The organism is Enterobacter cloacae complex sp. 277I4, from assembly GCF_050031465.1.
Classification (GTDB): Bacteria; Pseudomonadota; Gammaproteobacteria; order Enterobacterales; family Enterobacteriaceae; genus Enterobacter; species Enterobacter cloacae.
The window spans coordinates 3,698,840-3,718,997 of sequence record NZ_JBLGWC010000001.1; the positions used below are offsets into that span (position 1 = coordinate 3,698,840).

The window sequence follows — 20,158 nt, forward strand, 5'->3', positions numbered from 1 at the left end:
GCCCCCTGGCAGTTAAAGCACGAATCCACCGTCAATCGTCAGGCTCGCGCCTGTCATATATCCAGACTCTTCTCCAGCAAGCCATGCGGCAAGTGATGCGATCTCCTCAGGCTGCCCAATGCGTTTTAAAGGGATATGTGCAGTGATCTGCTCCGCCATTCCGGCCGTCATATCCGTGGCGATGGGGCCGGGCTGGATATTGTTAATTGTGATCCGCTTCGGAGCCAGATCCAGCGCCAGGTTTTGCACCATGGCTGCCACCGCAGCTTTACTCATCGCATAAACGCTACTACCCGCATGCCCGGTTCGCACAGCGGTATTGCTGCCAATGGTGATCACCCTTCCCCCTTCCCTCATTCGTTTAACTGCCGCCTGCACAGAGAGGAAAACGCCGCGCACGTTCACCGACAGCGTGGCATCCAGATCGTCCACTGAATAATCCTCAAGCATGCCCAGCCGCAGTACGCCTGCGTTCACTACGGCAACATCCAGCCTGCCGTAATGGTTGATCGTGGCATCAACCGCAGCCTGAATTGCAGTTGCATCTGCGCTATCAGCGTTAATCGCCAGCGCCACCCCGCCCGCATCAGTAATGGATGAGACCAGTGCATTAGCCCGGTCCGGACGTGATACCCATGTCACGGCAACGCGATATCCCTCCTTCGCCAGCCGTGCCGCTATAGCCGCACCAATTCCACGTGCGCCGCCGAAAATCAACGCAACTTTTTCACTATTCATGATGTTTTCTCCGGGAAATCTCCGCATCCGATGGATGCGCCTGAAGACACCATGCCAGCAAACTTCTCGTCATGCCCGGGGGAAATGTATCGCACTGTATCTCCCTCATCTGGCTTACGCATCGATACAAAAATCCCGCATCAGCAAACAGACGCGATACATAAAAATGGTCTGCTGTCTCTCGTGACATGACCCCACGAGGAGAGACCAAAATGATTCGCCAGCATCTGTTGCTACCTTTACTCGCGCTGACGTCTTCCGTCTGCGCCGCGCCCCTGAGCGGCCTCAGCGCCGCCGACGTCAACGGTCCGGCTGCCGTTGCCCCGCTTGAGCAGCCCCAGCCACCCGCCAGGCTGATTGTCGATCCGCCGCTGGCAGGCCCGCTGAGTAAGGGGGCTGTCTTTATTCAGTACCGTGTTGAAAACCTGCGCATTGAACCTGTCTTTGGACCCGACGCACTGAAAGTCACTCCGCGCATCGGCCATATTCACGTTGTGGTGGATGACGCACCCTGGCACTGGGCGGACACCAGCGGTGAGCCGGTGATTCTGGTGGGACTGCCCGCCGGAAAACACAAGGTGACCATTATCCTGGCCGACCCGACACATAAGCCTCTCGACCATAAAACCCTTGAATTCACCGTGCCGCCGCATGCGCCGGTCCACCATTTCTGAGGAGCCTGAAGATGAAAACATTATCGATACTGACGGCGGGTCTGCTGGCGATGTCGGCCAGCGCCTTTGCGCAGAGTGAAACCAGCGTGGTGCTGGTGCATGGCGCCTTTGCCGACGGTAGCAGCTGGAACAAGGTGATTTCCCTTTTGCAGAAACGCCACACCGAAGTCATAGCCGTCCAGTTGCCGCTGACCTCACTAAAAGATGATGTAGCAGCCACCCGGCGCGCCATCGCTCGCGCACACGGGGACGTGGTACTGGTAGGTCACTCCTGGGGTGGCACCGTGATTAGCGAAGCCGGCAACGATGCGCGGGTGAAATCACTGGTGTATGTGGCGGCGTTCGCGCCGGACGCCGGTCAGTCAACGGCAGAGCTGGCGAATAGCTACCCGGCGCCACCGGGGAGCGCCGGTATCGCAAAAACCGCGGACGGCTTTTTATACCTGCCGCCTGCGTCGGTCAGTAAGGACTTCGCACCGGATGTGAAACCGGGTGAACAACAGATCATCGCCGCCACACAGGGGCCAATAAAGGGCGATGCGTTTGGCGAAAAAGTCACTCGCGCGGCGTGGCACGCGAAGCCGAGCTGGTATGTGGTAAGCAAGAACGACCGGATGATCAATCCTGAGCTTGAACGCGCGATGGCGAAGGCCATCCACGCGAACACCACCGAGGTCGCGGCAAGCCACGTGTCGATGGTGAGCCAGCCGGAAGCCATTGCCCGCACGATTGAGCAGGCGAGGCAGATGCACTGAAGACAATTCGACCAGCGGCGCTGTGCTTGTGCGAGCCTACGGTTTCGTAGGTCGGGTCAGCGCAGCGCCACCCGACAAGAAAGGCCGCTTCAGCCCCCACTCTCTGCGGGATAATCCCGGTTAATCCACGCGTGGTCCTCTTCCCACGTGAACATCCATTTGCGCACCGGCCCGGCCATCACGTTGAGGTAGTAGCTGTCATACCCCGCCAAGGTTGCCACCGGGTGGTAGCCCTTCGGCACCATCACCACGTCACGGTTGTAGACCGCCATGCATTCATCCAGCGTTCTGTCGTCAGTGTAGACCCGCTGCATGCAGAACCCCTGATCCGGGTTGAGGCGATGGTAATAGGTCTCCTCCAGATACGTCTCCTGGGGCGGATTATCCGTGTCGTGCTTATGGCTCGGGTACGAGCTGGTGCAGCCTTCGTTGGTCCAGACCTCCACCACCAGCAGGCTGTCAGCCGGTTTGTCTTCCGGCAGAATGTTGTGCACATAGCGCTGGTTATGGCCTTTGCCGCGCGCTTCAGCGTCGATATCCTGCGGTGCAATCAGCCGCGTCGGCCAACTACCTTTACCCGGAGCGGCACAAACCGCCAGTTCCAGCTTCGTGAGCGCCTTCACTTGCACCGTCTCCTGCGGGGTAACGTACACCGCCCACGGCTTGATGCGCTCGAACGGGCTCATCCGCTCGCCAATATCGTTAAACTGCGCGGAAGGCGTGCTGATGGAGGCGCGCCCGGCCACCAGCACCAGACAGCGCTCTTCGCTGACGGCGGGCAGCGTCAACTGCTGCCCCTCCTGCAACTCATAGGCCTCAAAGCCAACATATCCCCACCCGGCGCGTTCCGGCGTGACGGACTGGGTCCGCCCTTCAGCGTTCGGCTGTTGCCAGCGTGATAGCAGACGTGACATGTCACCTCCTCAGATAAGCCCGGCGTCGCGCGCCAGACGGCTCAGGTTGTTATACCCCAGACGGGCATAGGTCAGCGGATGGGCAATCGCAGGATCCTGCTCCGCCTCCACCACCAGCCAGCCGTGATAATTCTGCGCTTTCAGCAGTTGCATGATCGGCGGATAATCCACGCAACCGTCGCCCGGCACGGTAAACACGCCGCTCAGCACCGCATCGAGGAAGCTGGTTTTGCGGTTTTTAACATCTGCCAGCACGTCGGCACGCACGTCTTTGCAGTGAACGTGGTTGATGCGCGACGCCCAGCGCTGCGCCACCGCCAGCGGATCGGCCCCGGCAAAGGTCAGGTGACCGGTGTCCAGCAGCAACCCGACCTCTTCGCCGGTATGGGTCATCAGGTTGTCCACGTCGTCGGCGGACTCAATCACCGTCCCCATATGGTGGTGATAGGCAATCTGCACCCCCTGCTGCTGAGTGTAGCGGGCAAATTCCGTGAGCTTCTCGCCATACTCTTTCCAGCGTGCCTGCGGGAAGCGCGGGCGCAGATGCACCGGCGTCTGCTGCTCGCCGTGAATGCAGCCGCTCACCTCCGCAAATACCAGCACCTTTGCCCCCAGCTCACGCAGCAGCGTCAGGTGGGACTGCACGGCGGCAATCTCCTCTTCCACGCTGCACTCCAGCAGTCGGCCGGAGTACCAGCCAGAGACCAGTTGCAGATCGTGGTGCTGCAAAATGGGGCCAAGCAGGCGCGCTTCACGCGGGAATTTATTGCCCAGTTCGAAACCGGCAAAACCGGCCTCTTTCCCCTCGCTCAGACAGGTCTCCAGCGGCGTTTCGGCACCAAGGGAAGGCAGATCGTCGTTAGTCCACGTCAGGGGGTTAATGCCTAATTGCACACTCATTGTCGTCTCCATTATGCGTGTCCGCGCTCGCGCCACCAGGCGATAAGCTGCAGGTAATTGTCCCGGATGCGCGCCACCAGCTGCGCATCGTCGATATCGTGTTTCAGCCATGCGCGGGAAGCTTCGCCAAACAGCGTGCGCCCCACGGCAAATCCTTTCACCAGTTCGTGCCCTGCCGCGGCGTTAAACCCGGCACGCAGTTGCTCGGCAGGCGCATCCAGCCCGAGGATCACCACCCCACGACAGTGCGGATCCCGGCGCTGGATAATCTCGCTCAGTGCCGTCCAGCCATCGGACGTCAGCGGCGGCAATTTCCACCAGTCCGGGTAAATACCCAGGTTGTAGAAGCGGGAGATGGCACGCAGATAAAGTTCATCGCTGCGCGGCATGCTGGCGGGCAATATCACCTCCAGCAGCAGCTCATGCCCGGACTGGCAGCAGGCGTGGTAGACCTCGGCAATTTTCTGCTCCTGCTCCAGGCGCAGGCCGTGAGCATCTTCCGGGTGGAAAAAGACCAGGCACTTCACCACATGCTCCTGCGGCCAGCTGATAAGCTGGGTGCCGATGTTGCCGTGCTCCATCTCCAGCGGACGGGAGCCCGGCAGCTCAATGGGTCGCCCGATCCACCACCCTTCACCGGTAATGGCGTTGAGCGCGTCCTGACCAAACGTACCGTCACACAGCAGGCCCGCTTTGCCTGCCAGCCCGGCACGGCTCGCCGCCTCGCGGCTGGCCTGCAGGATCAGCTGCTTGAGCGCCGGAATACGTTTGAGCGACGCCCCGCACTGCAGCGCCATATCTTCAAGCTGGCTGCGGTGATCGAACGCCATTACGCACAATTCCGGCCATTCGCGGCGGCGGGTGGTGACCCGGTGCAGATGGTTCAGACGCGGGTCGAGATCCGGGCGTGGAACGAGCGCGGCGCGCGAGAGATAATCATCCAGCTCAATTTTGCTCGGCATCGCCGGGGCGCAGCCGTGGCGCGAGACCACCAGCGCGCCGCAGGCGTTGGCATAGCGGCACGCCTGCTCCCAGCCCTCGTCGTTCAGGTAGCCGCGCAGCAGGCCGGACATAAAGGCATCGCCCGCGCCGAGGACGTTCAGCACCTCCACGCGCACGCCGGTCACCGTCAGGCCGTCATCCAGACGGGCCGGAATGGCACCGGTATAGACCGAACAGCCAAGCGCGCCGCGTTTGCAGACCAGCGTGGCCTGACTCACGGCACGCACCTGCGCCAGCGCCTGCAGGGTGTCCGTGCTGCCGCCCGCAATGTGAAACTCCTCCTCGGTGCCGACAATGACGTCGAAGAGGTGCAGCACCTCCTGAAGTTCACGGGTGACCTGATCGGCCGCGATAAAGCGCGTTTCGCCGTCGCCTAAGGAGGTCAGCCCCCACAGCACCGGGCGGTAATCAATGTCCAGCACCGTGCGCACGCCGTGACGACGGGCGTAGCCCAGCGCCGTCAGCACCGCCTCGCGGGTCTGCGGATGAGAAAGGTGAGTCCCGGTGATGGCAAGACACCGTGCGGAGGCGATGTAGTTTTCGTCCACATCGCTGGCCGTAATGGCCATATCCGCGCAGTTATCGCGATAAAAAATCAGAGGAAAGGTGTCCCGGTCTTTAATGCCGAGTAGCACCAGCGCCGTGAGGCGTGTTTTATCGGTGATCAGATGGCTGGTATCACAGCCCACCTGATTTAGCTCTTCGCGCAGGAATCGGCCCATATGCTCGTCGCCCACGCGCGCCAGCATCGACGAACGCAACCCCTGCCGCGCCGTGCCGTACGCCACGTTGCCGGACGAGCCACCGAGATATTTGGCAAAGCTCGACACATCCTCCAGCCGCGCACCAATCTGCTGACTGTAGAGGTCTACCGCCACGCGGCCCATGCATATCACATCAAACTGCTTTTCCACGTTGATACCTCTTCAGACAATGTCATTCACGTTCAGCCAGCGGCCTTGCTGGTGTGAGAGTGCGATGGCGTCCAGCACGCGCGAGACCTTCCACCCCTCTTCAAAGTCCGGCCACATCGGTGCGTCGGCGGCAATGCCATCCACCAGGTCACGCACTTCCACCGTTTTTTGATCGTTAAAGCCAATACCGTGGCCTGCGCCCATACAGAACGCGCCGTAGTCCGGGTGTGCCGGGCCAACCAGCAGCGTGCGGAATCCCTGACGGTTGACCGGATCGTCATGCAGATAGAGCTTCAGCTCGGCCATGCGCTCCTGAGTGAAGCTGATGGCGCCTTTCGTTCCGGTGATCACATATGACAACCCCATCTTGCGGCCGCAGGCGACGCGGGAGGTTTCAATCACACCCTGCGCCCCGCCCGCGAAACGTACCATCGCGTGGGCCTGATCCTCGTTTTCGACGGCAATCATCTCCGACGACCCGGCCTTCGCCGGACGTTCCGGGACCACAATCTTCAGGTCGCCGCAAACCTGCTCAATCTCCCCCACCAGGTACTGCGCCATATTGACGATATGCGCCGCCAGATCGCCCAGCGCCCCCAGCCCGGCAGTCTCTTTGAAGCAGTGCCAGTGAATGGGCGAAAGCGGGTCGGCCATGTAGTCTTCGTTGTGGGTGCCGTAGAAGTGGATCACCTTGCCTATTTCGCCGCGGGCGATAATCTCTTTCGCCAGCTGCGCCGTCGGGTTTTTCATGTAGTTGAAGCCCACCAGGGTTTTCACCCCAGCCCGCTTAGCGGCCTCGACCATCTCACGCGCGTCGTGGGCGTTCAGCGCCAGCGGTTTTTCCGAGTAAACGTGCTTGCCGTGGCGGATCGCCTCCAGCGCCATCTCTTTATGCAGATGGTTGGGCGAGCAAATATCCACTACATCAATGGCCGGGTCGGCCACCAGCGCCCGCCAGTCTCCCGTTGAACGGTTAAAGCCAAACGCCTGCGCTCGCTCTGCCGCCAGCGTCGGGTTTACCTCGGCCACCATCTCACGCACCAGCTTGCCGCGCAGGTTGAATACCGTCGGGGCCTGGGCATAGGCGATGGCATGCGCCTTGCCGATATACCCGGTGCCAATTAATCCAATACGAACCTCTTTCATCGTGATCCTCACAGTGCGCCGCGACGGCTCTTGGCGTAGGTGTCGAACGCCACCGCCAGAACGATAATTAACCCGGTGATAATCTGCTGGTAGTAAGCCGAGACGTTCATCAGCACCAGGCCGTTAATCAGAATGCCCATAATGATGGAGCCGATAATGGTGCCGCCGATGCGTCCGTAGCCGCCCATCAGCGAGGTGCCGCCAATCACCACCGAGGCAATGACGCGCAACTCAAAGGAGATCCCGGCCACCGCCTCGGCGCTCCCCAGTCGCGCGCTGAGAATAAAGCCCGCCAGCCCCGCCAGGCAGCCAATCAGCACATAGACGCTGACCAGTACGCGCTTCACGTTCACACCCGCCAGACGCGCCGCCTCCGGGTTGCCACCGATGGCGTAAACGAAGCGCCCCCAGCGGGTTTTGTGCAGCGCCAGATAACCGCCAACGGCGACGATGGCGAAGATCCAGATCGGAATGGAGATACCGAGCAGCTCGCCCCGTCCCCACCAGCGGTAGCCCTGATCGAAACCGGCGATTGGCGCGCCGTCGTTAATCACCAGGGTCAGGCCGCGCCAGATGGTCATCCCCCCGAGGGTGACGATGAACGGCGGCAGGCGCAGGCGGGTGACGCCCAGGCCATGCAGAAAACCAATCGCCGTGCCCATCGCCAGACAAATCCCCAGCCCAATCAGCCAGCTCATACCGCCCCAGGCGTTCGGGTCGACGGTGGTAAAGTTGTCGCCTTTAATCACGTACGCCGCGGTCATGGCGCACACCGCCAGAATGGAGCCGACGGAGAGGTCGATCCCGGCGGTCAGGATGACGAAGGTCATCCCCACGGCCATGATCCCGTAGATGGAGACTTCGGTCAGGATGTTGAAAATGTTGCGTTCAGAGAAAAAATTGCTGTTCTGCGACTGGAAGAAGATCAGCAGCAGGATCATGAAAATCAGCACCCCAAAGCGCTCGAAGAAGGCGATGGGATCGATGCGTCCGGCGCGTTTGACCGGGGCCTGCGTTTTAGAAATCATCTGCGTCATGAGAAACTCCGTTATGCCGCGTTCAGGGCGTTGTGGTTGATGGCCATCATCGTCATCAGCCGCTCTTCGTTGGCATCATCGCCGTGGATCTCGCCGGTGACCCGGCCTTCGCTCAGGGTGATGATCCGGTCGGACACCGCCATCACTTCAGGCAGATCGGAGGAGATCACGATCACCGCCACGCCCTTTTTCGCCATGTCAAACAGCACCTGGTGCACTTCTGATTTGGTCCCCACGTCGATGCCACGCGTTGGCTCATCGACAATCAGCACCCGTGGGTTGAGCGCCATGCAGCGCGCGAGGATCACTTTTTGCTGGTTACCGCCGGAGAGCTTGCGCACCTCCTGCGCGCTGTTGACCATCTTGATCTGCAGCGCCTGGCGGTAGGACTCAATCAGATCGTCCTCTTTGCGGGTATTGACGAACCAGCGCCAGTGCAGCAGTGACGAAAGGCAGGAGAGCGACAGGTTGTCGCGAATCGACAGCCCCAGCACCGCCCCCTCTTTTTTGCGATCTTCCGGCACCAGCGCCACGCCCTGATCGAGGGCATACAGCGGGTCGCGCGGCTGGTACGGCACGCCGTCAAGCTCAAAGCTGCCAGAGGTAAACGCGTCTGCGCCAAACAGGCAGCGGGCCACTTCGGTGCGTCCGGCCCCCACCAGTCCGGCGATGCCCAGCACCTCACCCGCGTGGACATGGAAGCTGATGTCATGCAGGGCAATACCGTGCGGATCCAGCGGCGGCTTTTCGCGGCTCAGCCCCTTCACGGCCAGACGGATGGGTTTATCCTCATGGTGGGTTTCGCTGGCGGGACGGCGGTTAAACGCCACGTCGCGCCCGACCATCAGGCGGATCAGCTGCTCTACGTTCGTTTCTGCCACCGCGCCGGTACCGGTGAAACGGCCATCCTGGAAAACGGTGAAACGGTCGCAAAGCTGGAAAACTTCATGCAGGCGGTGTGTCACATAGATAATGCTCACCCCGCGGTTTTTAAGCTCCCGCACCACACGGTGCAGGCTTTCTACTTCGCTGTCGCTCAGCGCGGCGGAAGGTTCATCCATGATGATCAGCCTGGCGTTGAGGGTCAGCGCTCTCGCGATCTCGACCATCTGCTGCTGGGCCACGCTCAGGCGGGCAACGGGTGTGGTCGGCGCGACGTTCAGCTGCAGGTAATCGAGAATGACCTGCGCCTCCTGGTTTACCGCTTTTTCATCGACGATCAGGTTCCGCTTGCGCGGCTCGCGCCCAAGGAACATGTTTTCCGCGACGGTCATGTTGGGCAGCAGGTTAAATTCCTGATAGATGGTGATAATGCCCTTGTTCTGTCGTTCCACCGGGGAGTCATCTACCGGCAGCGTTTCGCCGTTGAACCAGATCTCCCCGCGCGTTTGCGGCTGCGCGCCCGCAAGCGCCTTCAGCAGCGTGGATTTTCCCGCCCCGTTTTCCCCCAGCAGGGCGTGGATTTCTCCTGGCCCGACGGTCAACTGGGCATTGCTCAGCGCCCAGACGCCGGAAAAGCTTTTCGCCAGCTCGGTCACTTTCAGTAAGGGTTGCGACATCTGTCTGCTCCTCCTCATGATGAGCCGCCAAAGGCGGCTCGGGACATATTAGTTACCGGCCTCACCGATACGCTCAGCCTGCTGCAGGTTCTCTTTGGTGATAAGCGTTGGCGGGTAGTCCGCGCCGGTGATGGCTTTCTTCTCACGCACGTTGGCCACCAGCTGGCTCATTGCCGTTTGCACCGCAAAGCCCGGGCGCTGATCCGCAGTCACCGCCAGCCAGCCGTCACGCACGCGAGCCAGCGCTTCAGGAACCGCATCAAAGCCGGTTACCAGGATTTCACCGGGCTTCACGCCCTGGCTCTGCAGGGCTTCAATCGCCCCCAGCGCCATATCATCGTTGGCGGAAAGGATCACCTGCGGGCGTTTCGGCAGTGACGGCAGAACGCTTTCTACAATGCGCATCCCTTCAGAACGCATCCAGTTGCCGGTCTGATCGGCGACGATCTTGTATTTATCGCCACCCGCTTTCAGGCTGTCGCGGATCCCTTTGGTGCGTTCGATGTTGGAAGAGGAACCCGGCTGGCCGGTGAGCAGAATGATCTCTGCCCCGTCGGGGAATTTGCTTTTCACGAAGTCGCCAATCGCCTGGCCGCCTTTATAGTTGTTGGCACCAAAGTGCGGCACTTTCTTCTGACTGTCGACGGAGCGGTCAAGGGTGACCACCGGCAGCTTCGCATCCTGAATTTCATCCACCGCGCTGGAGACCGCGTTCACGTCGTTCGGGGAGACGATGAACCCCTGCGCTCCGCGAGTGATGGCGTTTTCCAGGTCAGCCACCTGTTTTGGTGAACTGCCCTGCCCATCCAGCACCTGCAACTTGACGCCCATCTCTTTTGCGGCTTTCACCGCCGTGCGCTGCATGTGAACTTCAAACGGCATCGCCAGGTTTGGCGTACTGAAAACAATTTGCTCGTTTTCGGCGAGGGCAGCCCCGGACGTCATGGCGATGAGGGCGGCTAAGATCAGCTTTTTCATTATTATGTCTCTCTGTGTAGGGTGGTTGTGTTTAGAGGACGATCTCGCGCTGGCTACGCAGCGACTCCAGCGCTTTATCCGCGAGGTACAGCGCACGTTCACCATCATCGCCGCTGCAGTCAGGCATTGCTTCGCCGCGCAATACCGCAACAAAGTGTTCCCATTCCGCGGCGTAAGCGGATTTGTAGCGCTGCAGGAAGAAGTGTTCCGGCAGCGCGCTGGTGCAACCCTGTTTGCCGTAGTGCTGCACCTGATTTTCAAGAATATTGCCCGCGCAGAGCAGCCCTTCAGAGCCGTGCAGCTCCAGGCGCTGGTCGTAGCCGTAAGAGGAGCGGCGGCTGTTGACGATGGTCGCCATTGCGCCGGAGGCATATTTCAGAACGATAAATGCGGTGTCGATGTCCCCCGCCTCGCCAATCGCCGGATCCACAAGGTTACTGCCCTGGGCATACACTGACACCGGCTCTTCACCCATGATGAAGCGCGCCATATCAAAGTCGTGAATGGTCATATCGCGGAACATGCCGCCAGAGACGCGGACATACTCCGCCGGTGGTGGAGACGGATCGCGGGAGATGATCAGCAGCGATTCCGGTTTGCCGATACGCCCGGCCTGGGCGTCGGTTTTCACGCGGCGGAACTGCGGGTCAAAGCGGCGGTTAAAGCCGATGAACAGCGGCACGTCGTACTCTTTAACCACTTTCAGGCAGTCGCGCACGCGGGCGAGGTCGAGGTGTACCGGTTTTTCACAGAAGATGGCTTTGCCATGACGGGCGGCCATTTCAATCAGGTCCGCATGGGTATCGGTCGCCGAGGCGATCAGCACGGCATGAACGTCTGGGTCGGTCATCGCCTCAATCAGGCTCTGCTGGCGGGCCTGATACTGCGTGGCGAGACGGGTGGCAAATTCCTGATTCGGGTCAACCACGGACCAGAGTGTGGTCGCGCTGTGGCTGGCGATGTTAGCTGCATGTACCTGGCCAATTCGGCCAGCGCCCAGTAAAGCAATGTTAAACATAACGGCTCCCGGTGTTGGTGAATGCTGTGAACTAACGACCCTTTAAATAAAACATTTATTTCATTTTTATAAATAGTGAAAATTATGTTTTTGAGCGTGGGTTAACACTTTTGAGATGAATGAGATAAATTTTGTTATCAATCTCACAACATGGGAGGGAGGACATCTTCCCCTCACCCCGGTCCTCTCTCAGGGAGAGGGAGGGAAAACCGCACCGAACTATCCCCTCTCCCAGTGGGAGAGGGTTAGGGTGAGGGGAAAAAGAAAAATGAAATGAAAATTTCGTTACGGCGGGAAATCTTAATACTGACGTGCTTTTTTCACCTGCGCCTGCGTCTGCGCCGCGGCTTCGCGCACGGCAGGAGACGCTGCTACCTGCGCATCGCCGGTTCGCCACCAGGAGGCGTAATCGTGGCTCATGGTCTTCGGCAGCACTTTGATGTCCAGCAGCGTCGGGCCTGGATGGGCGCGGGACGCCTCCAGCGCCGCCAGCAGGCTTTGCTCATCATATACCCGCCACGCGCGACAGCCGTAGCTTTCCGCGTTTTGCGCGAAATCGACCTTCACCAGCGGCCCGTCAAGCTGCCCGGTCTGCGGGTTACGGTGGCGGTTTTCCGTGCCAAAGCTTCCCATTCCATGTCCCATCTGCAGGTTATTAATGCAGCCAAAGCTGGCGTTATCAAACAGCAGAACGGTGATTTTAATGCCCTCCTGCACCGCGGTTTGCAGCTCGGAGTGCAGCATCATGTAAGAGCCATCCCCCACCATGGCGTAAACCGGTTGCCCGGGTCGGGCAAGCTTCGCGCCAAGCGCCGCAGCAATCTCGTAACCCATGCAGGAGTAACCGTACTCCAGATGATAGGTATCAGGCATTTTGACCTGCCAGAGGCGCTGTAAATCTCCCGGCAGCGAACCGGCTGCGCCCACCACGATGGCGTTATCTTCAACATGCTGATTAATCAGCCCCAGTACCCGCGTCTGGGTCATGCGGGTGTTGAGCGTCTCGCCATATTCCGTCAGCTGGGCATCAAGATGGCCCGCCACTTCCGGTGCCTCGTCCGGGCGCCACTGGCGATCCCAGAGACGGCGGCACTCGTCGTGCCAGGCGACTTTTGCCTGCGCAATCTCCTCTCCCCAGCCGCTGCGATACTCCCTGAGCGAGTGGGTTAAGGTCTGCAGCCCGGTCCGGGCATCGGCAATCAGCGCGGTGGCGTCAAGCTTCAGGGCGTCAAACTCGGCCACGTTCAGCAGCAGAAACTCGACGTCCGGGTGGGAAAAGAGCGCCTTGGAGCCGGTGGTAAAATCGGTAAGACGTGTCCCCACGCCAATCACTAAATCGGCCTGCGGCGCAAGCTGGTTGGCGGCCATTCCGCCCGTCACGCCCACCCCGCCCATATTAAGTGGGTGGTCACTTACCAGCGCCCCTTTTCCGGCCTGGGTTTCGGCAAACGGCAGATGCAGCGTTTCGACAAATTCGCGCAACGCCTCATGCGCGCCGGAGTAGCGTACACCGCCGCCGCACACCACCAGCGGACGGCGTTTACGCGCAATCAACGCCTGCGCCTGCGCCAGACGCTGCGGATCTGGCGGTCGACGCTCGATGTGATGCACGCGACGCGCGAAGAAGCTCAGCGGGTAATCCCAGGCTTCGCCCTGCACGTCCTGCGGCAGGCAAAGGGTTACCGCACCGGTATCTGCGGGGTCAGTGAGCGTTCGCATCGCATTTAACATGGCGCTCATTAACTGCTCCGGGCGATTGATGCGGTCCCAGTAGCGGGAGACCGGGCGGAAGCAGTCGTTGGTGCTGATGCTCAGATCGTGATACTGCTCGATCTGCTGCAACACCGGGTCCGGCTGGCGGCTGGCGTAGATATCCCCCGGCAGCAGCAGCAGCGGAATACGGTTCGCCGTGGCGGTCGCCGCCGCGGTGATCATATTGGCGGCTCCCGGCCCGACGGAAGAAGTCACGGCGAAAATGCGCTGACGGCGATGCTGTTTGGCGAATCCTGTCGCCATGTGGGCGATGCCCTGCTCATTACAGCCCTGCATTACCTGCAGATGGCCCGGATCCTGTTCCAGCGCCTGGCCGATGCCCAGCACGTTGCCATGACCAAAAATGGTCGCCACGCCCTCCACGAAGGGCGTTTCAATGCCATCCATGCTGACGTACTGTTGATTAAGGAACCGGACCAGCGCCTGGGCCATGGTCATACGTTCGGTTTGCATAAAACCTCCTGTCAGCCCAGCGTCGGCATGGAGAACGCAGCGCCTGTCTCCTGCTGCATTTCCGGCCAGCGTGCGGTGACGGTTTTCATTCGGGTGTAGAAACGCACGCCGTCGTTACCGTGAACGTTGAGTGCACCAAAAATCGAGCGCTTCCAGCCGCCGAAACTGTGGAACGCCATCGGCACCGGGATCGGCACGTTAACCCCTACCATGCCCGCCTGCACCTCTTCGCAGAAGCGGCGCGCGCAGCCGCCGTCGCGGGTGAAAATGGCTGAACCATTACCATATTCATGGCGGTTAATCAGATCCACCGCGCTGGCGTAATCTGCTACACGTACCACAGAAAGCACCGGGCCGAAAATTTCTTCCTTATAGATCGTCATCTCCGGGGTGACGTTATCGAACAGCGTCGGCCCGACAAAATAGCCCTTCTCGTGCCCCTGCACGCTAAAGCCGCGGCCGTCCACGCGCAGATTCGCCCCCTGCGCTTCCCCGCTGTCAATGTAGCCCAGCACCTTGCTGCGGTGCGCGGAGGAGATAAGCGGTCCCATTTCGTTTTCTGGCGTCTGGTCCAGCCCTGGCCCAACGCGCAGCGCGGCAATCTGTTTTTCCAGACGGGCGCAGAGGTCATCGGCGGTTTTATCGCCCACCGCCAGTACCACAGAAAGCGCCATACAGCGTTCCCCCGCCGCGCCGTAGGCCGCGCCCATAATGGCGTTGGTTGCCATCTCCATGTCGGCATCCGGCATTAAAATGCAGTGGTTTTTCGCCCCACCCAGCGCCTGACAGCGTTTGCCGTGGGCGGATGCGGTCTGGTAGATATATTCCGCAATCGGCGTAGAGCCAACAAAGCTCACGGCCTGCACGCGCGGGTCGGTCAATAGCACATCAACGGATTCTTTATCCCCCTGCACCACGTTAAACACGCCGTCCGGCAGGCCGGCCTCTTTCAGCAGTTTTGCCAGCGCGAGCGCCAGAGAGGGATCTTTTTCTGATGGTTTCAGCACGAAGGTATTGCCGGTCGCCAGCGCAATCGGGAACATCCACATCGGCACCATCGCCGGGAAGTTAAACGGCGTGATCCCGGCGCAGACGCCGAGCGGCTGCATCAGCGAGTGGCTGTCCACACCGGTGCCCACGTTGGCAGAGTGTTCACCCTTTTGCAGATGCGGAATGCCACAGGCGAACTCCACCACTTCCAGGCCACGGGTCAGCTCGCCTACCGCGTCGGAGAAGACCTTGCCGTGCTCTTCGCTGATAAGACGGGCCAGACGTTCCATATTCTCTTCCAGCAGCGCTTTGAAGCGGAACATCACACGCGCGCGCTTAAGCGGAGAATGACGCGCCCACGCCGGAAACGCCTGCTGCGCGGCGGCAATCGCCTGCTCCGTTTCCTGTGCCGTACTCATCACCACCTGACGGATCTGCTCGCCGGTGGCCGGGTTGAAGATCGCCTGAACGCGCTGGCCTGAACCGGTGACACATTCGCCGTGAATAAAATTCGCTACCGTCTCCATCCTTAACCTCTCGCTGTTGATACGTGACTGTTACCTGAACACTGTGTACTGAACACTATATATGAAACAAATATTCCATTTTAAGTTGAAATAAAATAAATGATGATTATTGTGATCAAGGATGGATTTTTATGTTAACAGCCAACAACACTGACGCAGCGTGCGCTATTAAGGATTTTCAGGCGATGAAATGAGTGAAGTTTCTGTTTCATTTTTGCTGCCAGATGGATGGCCAACATTTAAAAGACGCGGTTTTGCGTTTAGAATCATAAGACTGTATTTGGGGGATAACATGACGACAGCAACCAGCCTGAACGAACTGCAGCAGCAAATCCGCGATCGCTACGATAGCCTGAGCAAGAGGCTGCAGCAGGTCTCCCGCTATGTACTGGATAATACGAACAGTGTGGCGTTTGATACGGTTGCGGTCATTGCCGAGCGTGCCGATGTGCCGCCCTCGACGCTGATCCGTTTTGCCAATGCCTTTGACTTTACCGGCTTCAACGAGATGAAACAGCTGTTTCGTATGAACCTGGTGGAGGAGACCGCCAGCTACAGCGATCGCGCGCGGCTGTTCCGCGAAATGGAGAGCGAAGCCGTGCCGGAAACGCCGCTCGATATCCTGCAGGAGTTTGCCCGCTCGAACGCGCAGGCGCTGCAGCAGTTGGCCGCCCGTGCTGAACCGGAGATGCTGGAGCGCGCCGTACAGCTTCTGGCCGACGCGGACACCATCTACATCGCCGGACTGCGCCGCTCCTTTAGCGTCGCTGCTTATCTCACCTATGCTTTAAGCCACCTGGAGTGCCGCCCAATTCTGCTCGACGGCATGGGCGGCATGCTGCGTGAGCAGATCAGCCGCATTAAGGCGCGCGACATTGTGGTGTCGATCAGCTTCTCGCCATACGCGGAAGAGACGGTGATGGTCAGCGAAACCGCCGCCAGCGTCGGCGCGCGGCAGATTGTGATTACGGACAGCCAGATTAGCCCGCTGGCGACATTTAGCGATCTCTGCTTTGTGGTGAAAGAGGCGCAGGTGGATGCGTTTCGATCTCAATCGGCAACGCTGTGCCTGGTGCAGTCGCTGGTGGTGGCGCTGGCGTATAGGTTGGGGAGTGGGGAGAAATAGCCCCGGCGCAGTTTGGTGGACCGGGTAAGGCATAGCCGATACCCGACCACCTGAAATGCATCAGCCAGACATTAACGGCTCCTTATCTCGGGGCAATCAGAATAACTGACGGAAGAGAGGGAATTCAGACGTTGCCCCGTAATCTGTAACACCCGCAATAAAAGCATAATGCCGCGGCGGGTATCAGGATCGTTGAGCATGGCAAACACCTGCAGAAGCGAAATATCCCCTTCCCGGTTAATTTGCTCTCCCCACGCCATGCGTAGCGCGGTTCCGCCTTCCCAGCCGACGGTGACCACATCTTCAAATACGCCAGCCAGTTTTTCGACCATCGCGCTATCGGTCATTTCCAGCATGTCTGCTGCTAAGGCCAGCAGATCAACCAGATTATTCAGGCGATTGCCCGCCATGAGCGGGGCAAGGCTTTTAAGTAACTGTTCCTGTTCGCTCATCAGAACATCCCCCTCACGACACCCCAATAGAGACCACGGTTAAAACCGTTTCGCAGCATGCCACCAAGTTTAGTCGCAGGCATGGGCGTCACGTCATTGCGATAGTCATACACCAACGGCATACCGGCCCAGAGTCCCATCTGCGCAACGGCCTGAACCCGTCCATCATAATGGTTACCGCTTCCGGGCGGTCTGCCGTACAGCTCCGCCACAATGTTATCAGCAATGATGGGCGCCTGGTTGTGGCACGATCCCCCGGCTTTACTGATCGGGAGGTCAACGGTATCGCCGATCACATACACCCCTTCCAGGCCGTAGACGCCCAGCGTTTGGTGATCCGTCGGCAGCCAGCCTTCACCGTTCTGAACCTCACTGAGGCCCGTATTACGCACTGCTTCAACCGCCCTGATGGGAGGCGTTGCCATCAGGATGTCGAAGTTCTGTGAATCGCCCTCGGCGGAATAGGCAATTTTGCTGTCAGGATCGACATGACTTAAGGTAAAGCCGCGCTGATGCTGTATTCCTTTGGCAGCAAAAATATCGCCCAGCGCCTCCCCCACCGGACGCTGCAGGAACAGACAGTTTCGCAGCAACTGCGCTACGGTCGGATAGGTATAAACGATCTCAACCTGATTACGTACGCCGCGCTGACGCAGATAGTCGTCAACCATCAGCGTGGTTTCAATGGGGGCGATGCCGCACTGATGGGGAACATTCGGAGTTTCCGGGAAAGAGACGGTAATAAATATTCGCCCTTTTTTAATGGTGGAGAGCTTATGCGCTAACTGTCTTGACGCCGCATATTGATAAAAATGGTCCCCCGCTTCGGCAAGCCCGGGGATTTTCTGCGGGAAAGGCGTGCAGCCGGTTGCGATAACCAGCAGGTCCCAGTCGTAATATTGCTTACTGGCACCGTACAGTCGACGCTGTTTAAAATCGAAAGATTCAATCTTATCGGTAATAAATCGAATTTCCGGACTCAATAATTGCCGCTCAGGCCGGGCCAGTTCATGGTGGTGGAAGAGGTTAAACGCGACGTACATAAACGCCGGTTTGTAGTAATGCACCGGCGATTCGGAAATCAGCATCAACTCTACCTGACCGGCAGCAAATTCATGCCGTAATTTTCTGGCCAGCAGGTTGGCGACAATCGTCCCTCCCGTGCCGCCGCCGACAATAATTATGCGGTTTTTCATTCCTTTATTCGCTCATGGTAGTGAATGGGAATTCACGTAACCAGACCGCTTCACTGTTACGCTCAGCTAAAGGGTAGCAATGGAATAATATCTCGCAATTTAATCCTTAATGTGAAATTTAATTTTGATAATCACATCATCATTTATAATGTACGCTACAAAATATAACTTATATCCCTATACCGTAGCCTCTGGCTGTGGTCTCTTTTCATTACCATTATTCGCCAAAGAGCAGCTTTGTGTACTTTTTAGATACGGCCCCGGAACGCTGTCCGTTCGCGCCATAATAGCGATCTTCACGGCACAGTCGTTCCTTTACATCGCAGAAAATGCCGTTGGCAAAGGTGAATTCGGTCAGATCGACATTGCTCGACGTGAACACCTCGTTTGCAGCAGCCTTCTTACCGAGATACGTCTCTGTTAACTCGCTAAAAAAATGGTCATGCTTAAAGGCAACCTCATTTTGCTGAAATACCATCCCATTGACAACAACTAAAAGCCTTTTGCTGGCTGTGAATTTAACGGATCGGAGCAATCGTCAGATTGGACGTTCAGGTTGTTCTGTCCAGTTTTCTGGTAATTAAAATTCACCCTGTGATTACATTTCATAAAATCATACATAAAATGCATGAATTGTTTTCATGGACTATTTCTTCTATAATTTGAGCCACGATATAAACATCCAATATAATTTAGCTCGCAAAGATATGTACAAGTGCCTCAGGTTGCCCTTTGACAAAGTAAAAATCGACAGAGTGTGTGATGAGAAAGGTAACAATGCCTCATATGTACGAATCACCTACAATGAGTGCTACTTTTATTTAAGTTATTACGATTTGAGACCAGTCACACCACATTTTAATTGCATTGAATGCATTCCCAAAAACAGAGATCTTTATATCATTGTATATGAAATATCGCCTAAGAACTATAGGATATGCTGGCTAGGAGATTGCGATTGCGTCGAGTTCAGAATGATGGACACTGAAAGAAATCGTGGAAAGTCTGCATCTTTAGCTGTGTTGCTTGGTCTGATTTTATTTTCACTATCTATAGGTGCATATTACTCATCTAGCATTGACATATTTGTATGTTATGTCCCATTTTTATTACTGAGCTTGTTTGGTTTTATCCTGACACTCTTGGATTTTTGTCATACCTACTCCGCTGTATTCATCCAATTTCGAAATTTGATGCGCAAAAACCTTATGCAAGAAAAAGGTTTGTTTTCCTCTTTTATAAACTTACCATCAAGTTGCCAGCATGAACAAGATTATGAGCTTAGCCTAAGATTACCTAAGGAACTTAACCGAAGAACAGTTACCATAGACTCTGTATACCGGGAGAAAAGAAATGTAACTGTATACGAGCCCAACACTGGTTCAGACTTATCTTACACTACAAGCTATATAAAATGTATGGTGAACATGGTTTGTGATGGAGAAAAATTTACATTTGAATATAAGGAAGCTGCTGGCGGGCCCGCTCCATTTATCGCAAAGGGCGATAAAGCCAGATTATATTGGTATGGACCGGAACAGGAAGTGGTTCCTCGCGATCGCGAAGATATTACTAATGGAACACGTCTTATCTGTTTACATAATATAACAACGAATAACTTCTATGAAAGTCGCCACTGTAATGAACCGGGTAATGTTTTCAAAGTAGTGCAGAAGGGAGGACGTGATATGTATAACCACTACTCGCAATGTTAATTAATAATTCATCTATCATGCGATCTCGCATGACGCACTTCCGGTGAGAACTGGATGCAGCCATCGAGCCGCACCAGTCGCCTTTTCTTCATTCTTTTAATTCCCTAAAATCACCTGGACAGACAGCGTTTTATATCTACTGGGACTGATACCATATCAATTCGAAAATACCCTGTATAATACAACCGCAACCAGACAAATAAACGCTGCTAGTGAGATTTTCCCAAGCCTTGAACCGTATCTAAATACCATAAAAACCAAAAGAAGAAAAGCCAGAGCAGGCAGTCCGTA

General features: G+C 57.4%; 18 protein-coding genes. 4 read left to right on the forward strand and 14 right to left on the reverse strand.

Annotated features, from left to right (window positions below):
• Window positions 1-12 precede the first annotated feature (12 nt).
• The gene (locus tag ACQG19_RS18020) at window positions 13-738 is read right to left on the reverse strand and encodes an SDR family oxidoreductase (protein WP_080314660.1); all 726 of its coding nucleotides are present in this window, start codon (window positions 736-738) and stop codon (window positions 13-15) included.
• Between the two features lie 212 nt (window positions 739-950).
• Here ACQG19_RS18020 and ACQG19_RS18025 point away from each other — a divergent pair, with 212 nt between their 5' ends.
• Window positions 951-1,412, forward strand: coding sequence for a DUF6130 family protein (locus ACQG19_RS18025; protein WP_013098248.1), 462 nt, complete (start codon window positions 951-953; stop codon window positions 1,410-1,412).
• Between the two features lie 11 nt (window positions 1,413-1,423).
• Complete coding sequence (locus ACQG19_RS18030) at window positions 1,424-2,167, forward strand: alpha/beta fold hydrolase (RefSeq protein ID WP_013098249.1); 744 nt, start codon at window positions 1,424-1,426, stop codon at window positions 2,165-2,167.
• A gap of 89 nt (window positions 2,168-2,256) precedes the next feature.
• Here the strand turns inward: ACQG19_RS18030 and iolB are convergent, their stop codons facing one another.
• The 10 genes from iolB to ACQG19_RS18080 form a co-directional block, all read right to left on the reverse strand.
• Window positions 2,257-3,081, reverse strand: a complete 825-nt coding sequence (gene iolB, locus ACQG19_RS18035; RefSeq protein ID WP_139936592.1) for a 5-deoxy-glucuronate isomerase — start codon at window positions 3,079-3,081, stop codon at window positions 2,257-2,259.
• Window positions 3,082-3,090: 9 nt separating this feature from the next.
• Complete coding sequence (gene iolE / locus ACQG19_RS18040; protein WP_246931987.1) at window positions 3,091-3,981, reverse strand: myo-inosose-2 dehydratase; 891 nt, start codon at window positions 3,979-3,981, stop codon at window positions 3,091-3,093.
• An 11-nt stretch (window positions 3,982-3,992) separates the two neighbouring features.
• Entirely contained in the window at window positions 3,993-5,897 is a 1,905-nt protein-coding gene (locus tag ACQG19_RS18045; protein WP_038420357.1) for a bifunctional 5-dehydro-2-deoxygluconokinase/5-dehydro-2-deoxyphosphogluconate aldolase, read from the reverse strand.
• Between the two features lie 12 nt (window positions 5,898-5,909).
• The gene (locus ACQG19_RS18050; RefSeq protein ID WP_246931988.1) at window positions 5,910-7,043 is read right to left on the reverse strand and encodes a Gfo/Idh/MocA family protein; all 1,134 of its coding nucleotides are present in this window, start codon (window positions 7,041-7,043) and stop codon (window positions 5,910-5,912) included.
• 8 nt (window positions 7,044-7,051) lie between these two features.
• On the reverse strand, window positions 7,052-8,080 hold the full coding sequence (locus ACQG19_RS18055; RefSeq protein WP_013098254.1) for an ABC transporter permease: 1,029 nt from the start codon (window positions 8,078-8,080) through the stop codon (window positions 7,052-7,054).
• An 11-nt stretch (window positions 8,081-8,091) separates the two neighbouring features.
• Window positions 8,092-9,639, reverse strand: coding sequence for a sugar ABC transporter ATP-binding protein (locus ACQG19_RS18060; protein WP_029882255.1), 1,548 nt, complete (start codon window positions 9,637-9,639; stop codon window positions 8,092-8,094).
• Window positions 9,640-9,687: 48 nt separating this feature from the next.
• The gene (locus ACQG19_RS18065; protein WP_013098256.1) at window positions 9,688-10,617 is read right to left on the reverse strand and encodes a sugar ABC transporter substrate-binding protein; all 930 of its coding nucleotides are present in this window, start codon (window positions 10,615-10,617) and stop codon (window positions 9,688-9,690) included.
• Between the two features lie 31 nt (window positions 10,618-10,648).
• A complete protein-coding gene (iolG, locus tag ACQG19_RS18070; protein ID WP_057071783.1) occupies window positions 10,649-11,635 on the reverse strand; it encodes an inositol 2-dehydrogenase in 987 nt (328 codons plus the stop codon).
• Between the two features lie 300 nt (window positions 11,636-11,935).
• Window positions 11,936-13,861 carry a 3D-(3,5/4)-trihydroxycyclohexane-1,2-dione acylhydrolase (decyclizing) gene (gene iolD / locus ACQG19_RS18075; RefSeq protein ID WP_246931990.1) on the reverse strand — a complete coding sequence of 642 codons (1,926 nt, stop codon included), beginning with the start codon at window positions 13,859-13,861 and terminating at the stop codon, window positions 11,936-11,938.
• Window positions 13,862-13,872: 11 nt separating this feature from the next.
• The gene (locus tag ACQG19_RS18080; RefSeq protein ID WP_029882251.1) at window positions 13,873-15,378 is read right to left on the reverse strand and encodes a CoA-acylating methylmalonate-semialdehyde dehydrogenase; all 1,506 of its coding nucleotides are present in this window, start codon (window positions 15,376-15,378) and stop codon (window positions 13,873-13,875) included.
• A 292-nt stretch (window positions 15,379-15,670) separates the two neighbouring features.
• Here ACQG19_RS18080 and ACQG19_RS18085 point away from each other — a divergent pair, with 292 nt between their 5' ends.
• Window positions 15,671-16,504, forward strand: coding sequence for a MurR/RpiR family transcriptional regulator (locus ACQG19_RS18085; protein WP_024908667.1), 834 nt, complete (start codon window positions 15,671-15,673; stop codon window positions 16,502-16,504).
• Between the two features lie 71 nt (window positions 16,505-16,575).
• Here the strand turns inward: ACQG19_RS18085 and ACQG19_RS18090 are convergent, their stop codons facing one another.
• The 3 genes from ACQG19_RS18090 to ACQG19_RS18100 form a co-directional block, all read right to left on the reverse strand.
• Window positions 16,576-16,956 (reverse strand): DUF1641 domain-containing protein, encoded by a 381-nt coding sequence (locus tag ACQG19_RS18090; protein WP_161669595.1) that lies wholly within the window; start codon window positions 16,954-16,956, stop codon window positions 16,576-16,578.
• Window positions 16,956-18,152: an NAD(P)/FAD-dependent oxidoreductase gene (locus tag ACQG19_RS18095; RefSeq protein WP_246931992.1), complete on the reverse strand. Its 1,197-nt coding sequence runs from the start codon at window positions 18,150-18,152 to the stop codon at window positions 16,956-16,958. Before ACQG19_RS18095 ends, ACQG19_RS18090 begins: the two co-directional genes overlap by 1 nt.
• Before the next feature lie 217 nt (window positions 18,153-18,369).
• Window positions 18,370-18,630, reverse strand: a complete 261-nt coding sequence (locus ACQG19_RS18100) for a YcgJ family protein (RefSeq protein WP_161669597.1) — start codon at window positions 18,628-18,630, stop codon at window positions 18,370-18,372.
• A gap of 496 nt (window positions 18,631-19,126) precedes the next feature.
• On the opposite strand from ACQG19_RS18100, the gene ACQG19_RS18105 reads away from it, so the two are divergent.
• A complete protein-coding gene (locus ACQG19_RS18105; RefSeq protein ID WP_246931993.1) occupies window positions 19,127-19,867 on the forward strand; it encodes a hypothetical protein in 741 nt (246 codons plus the stop codon).
• Window positions 19,868-20,158 lie beyond the last annotated feature (291 nt).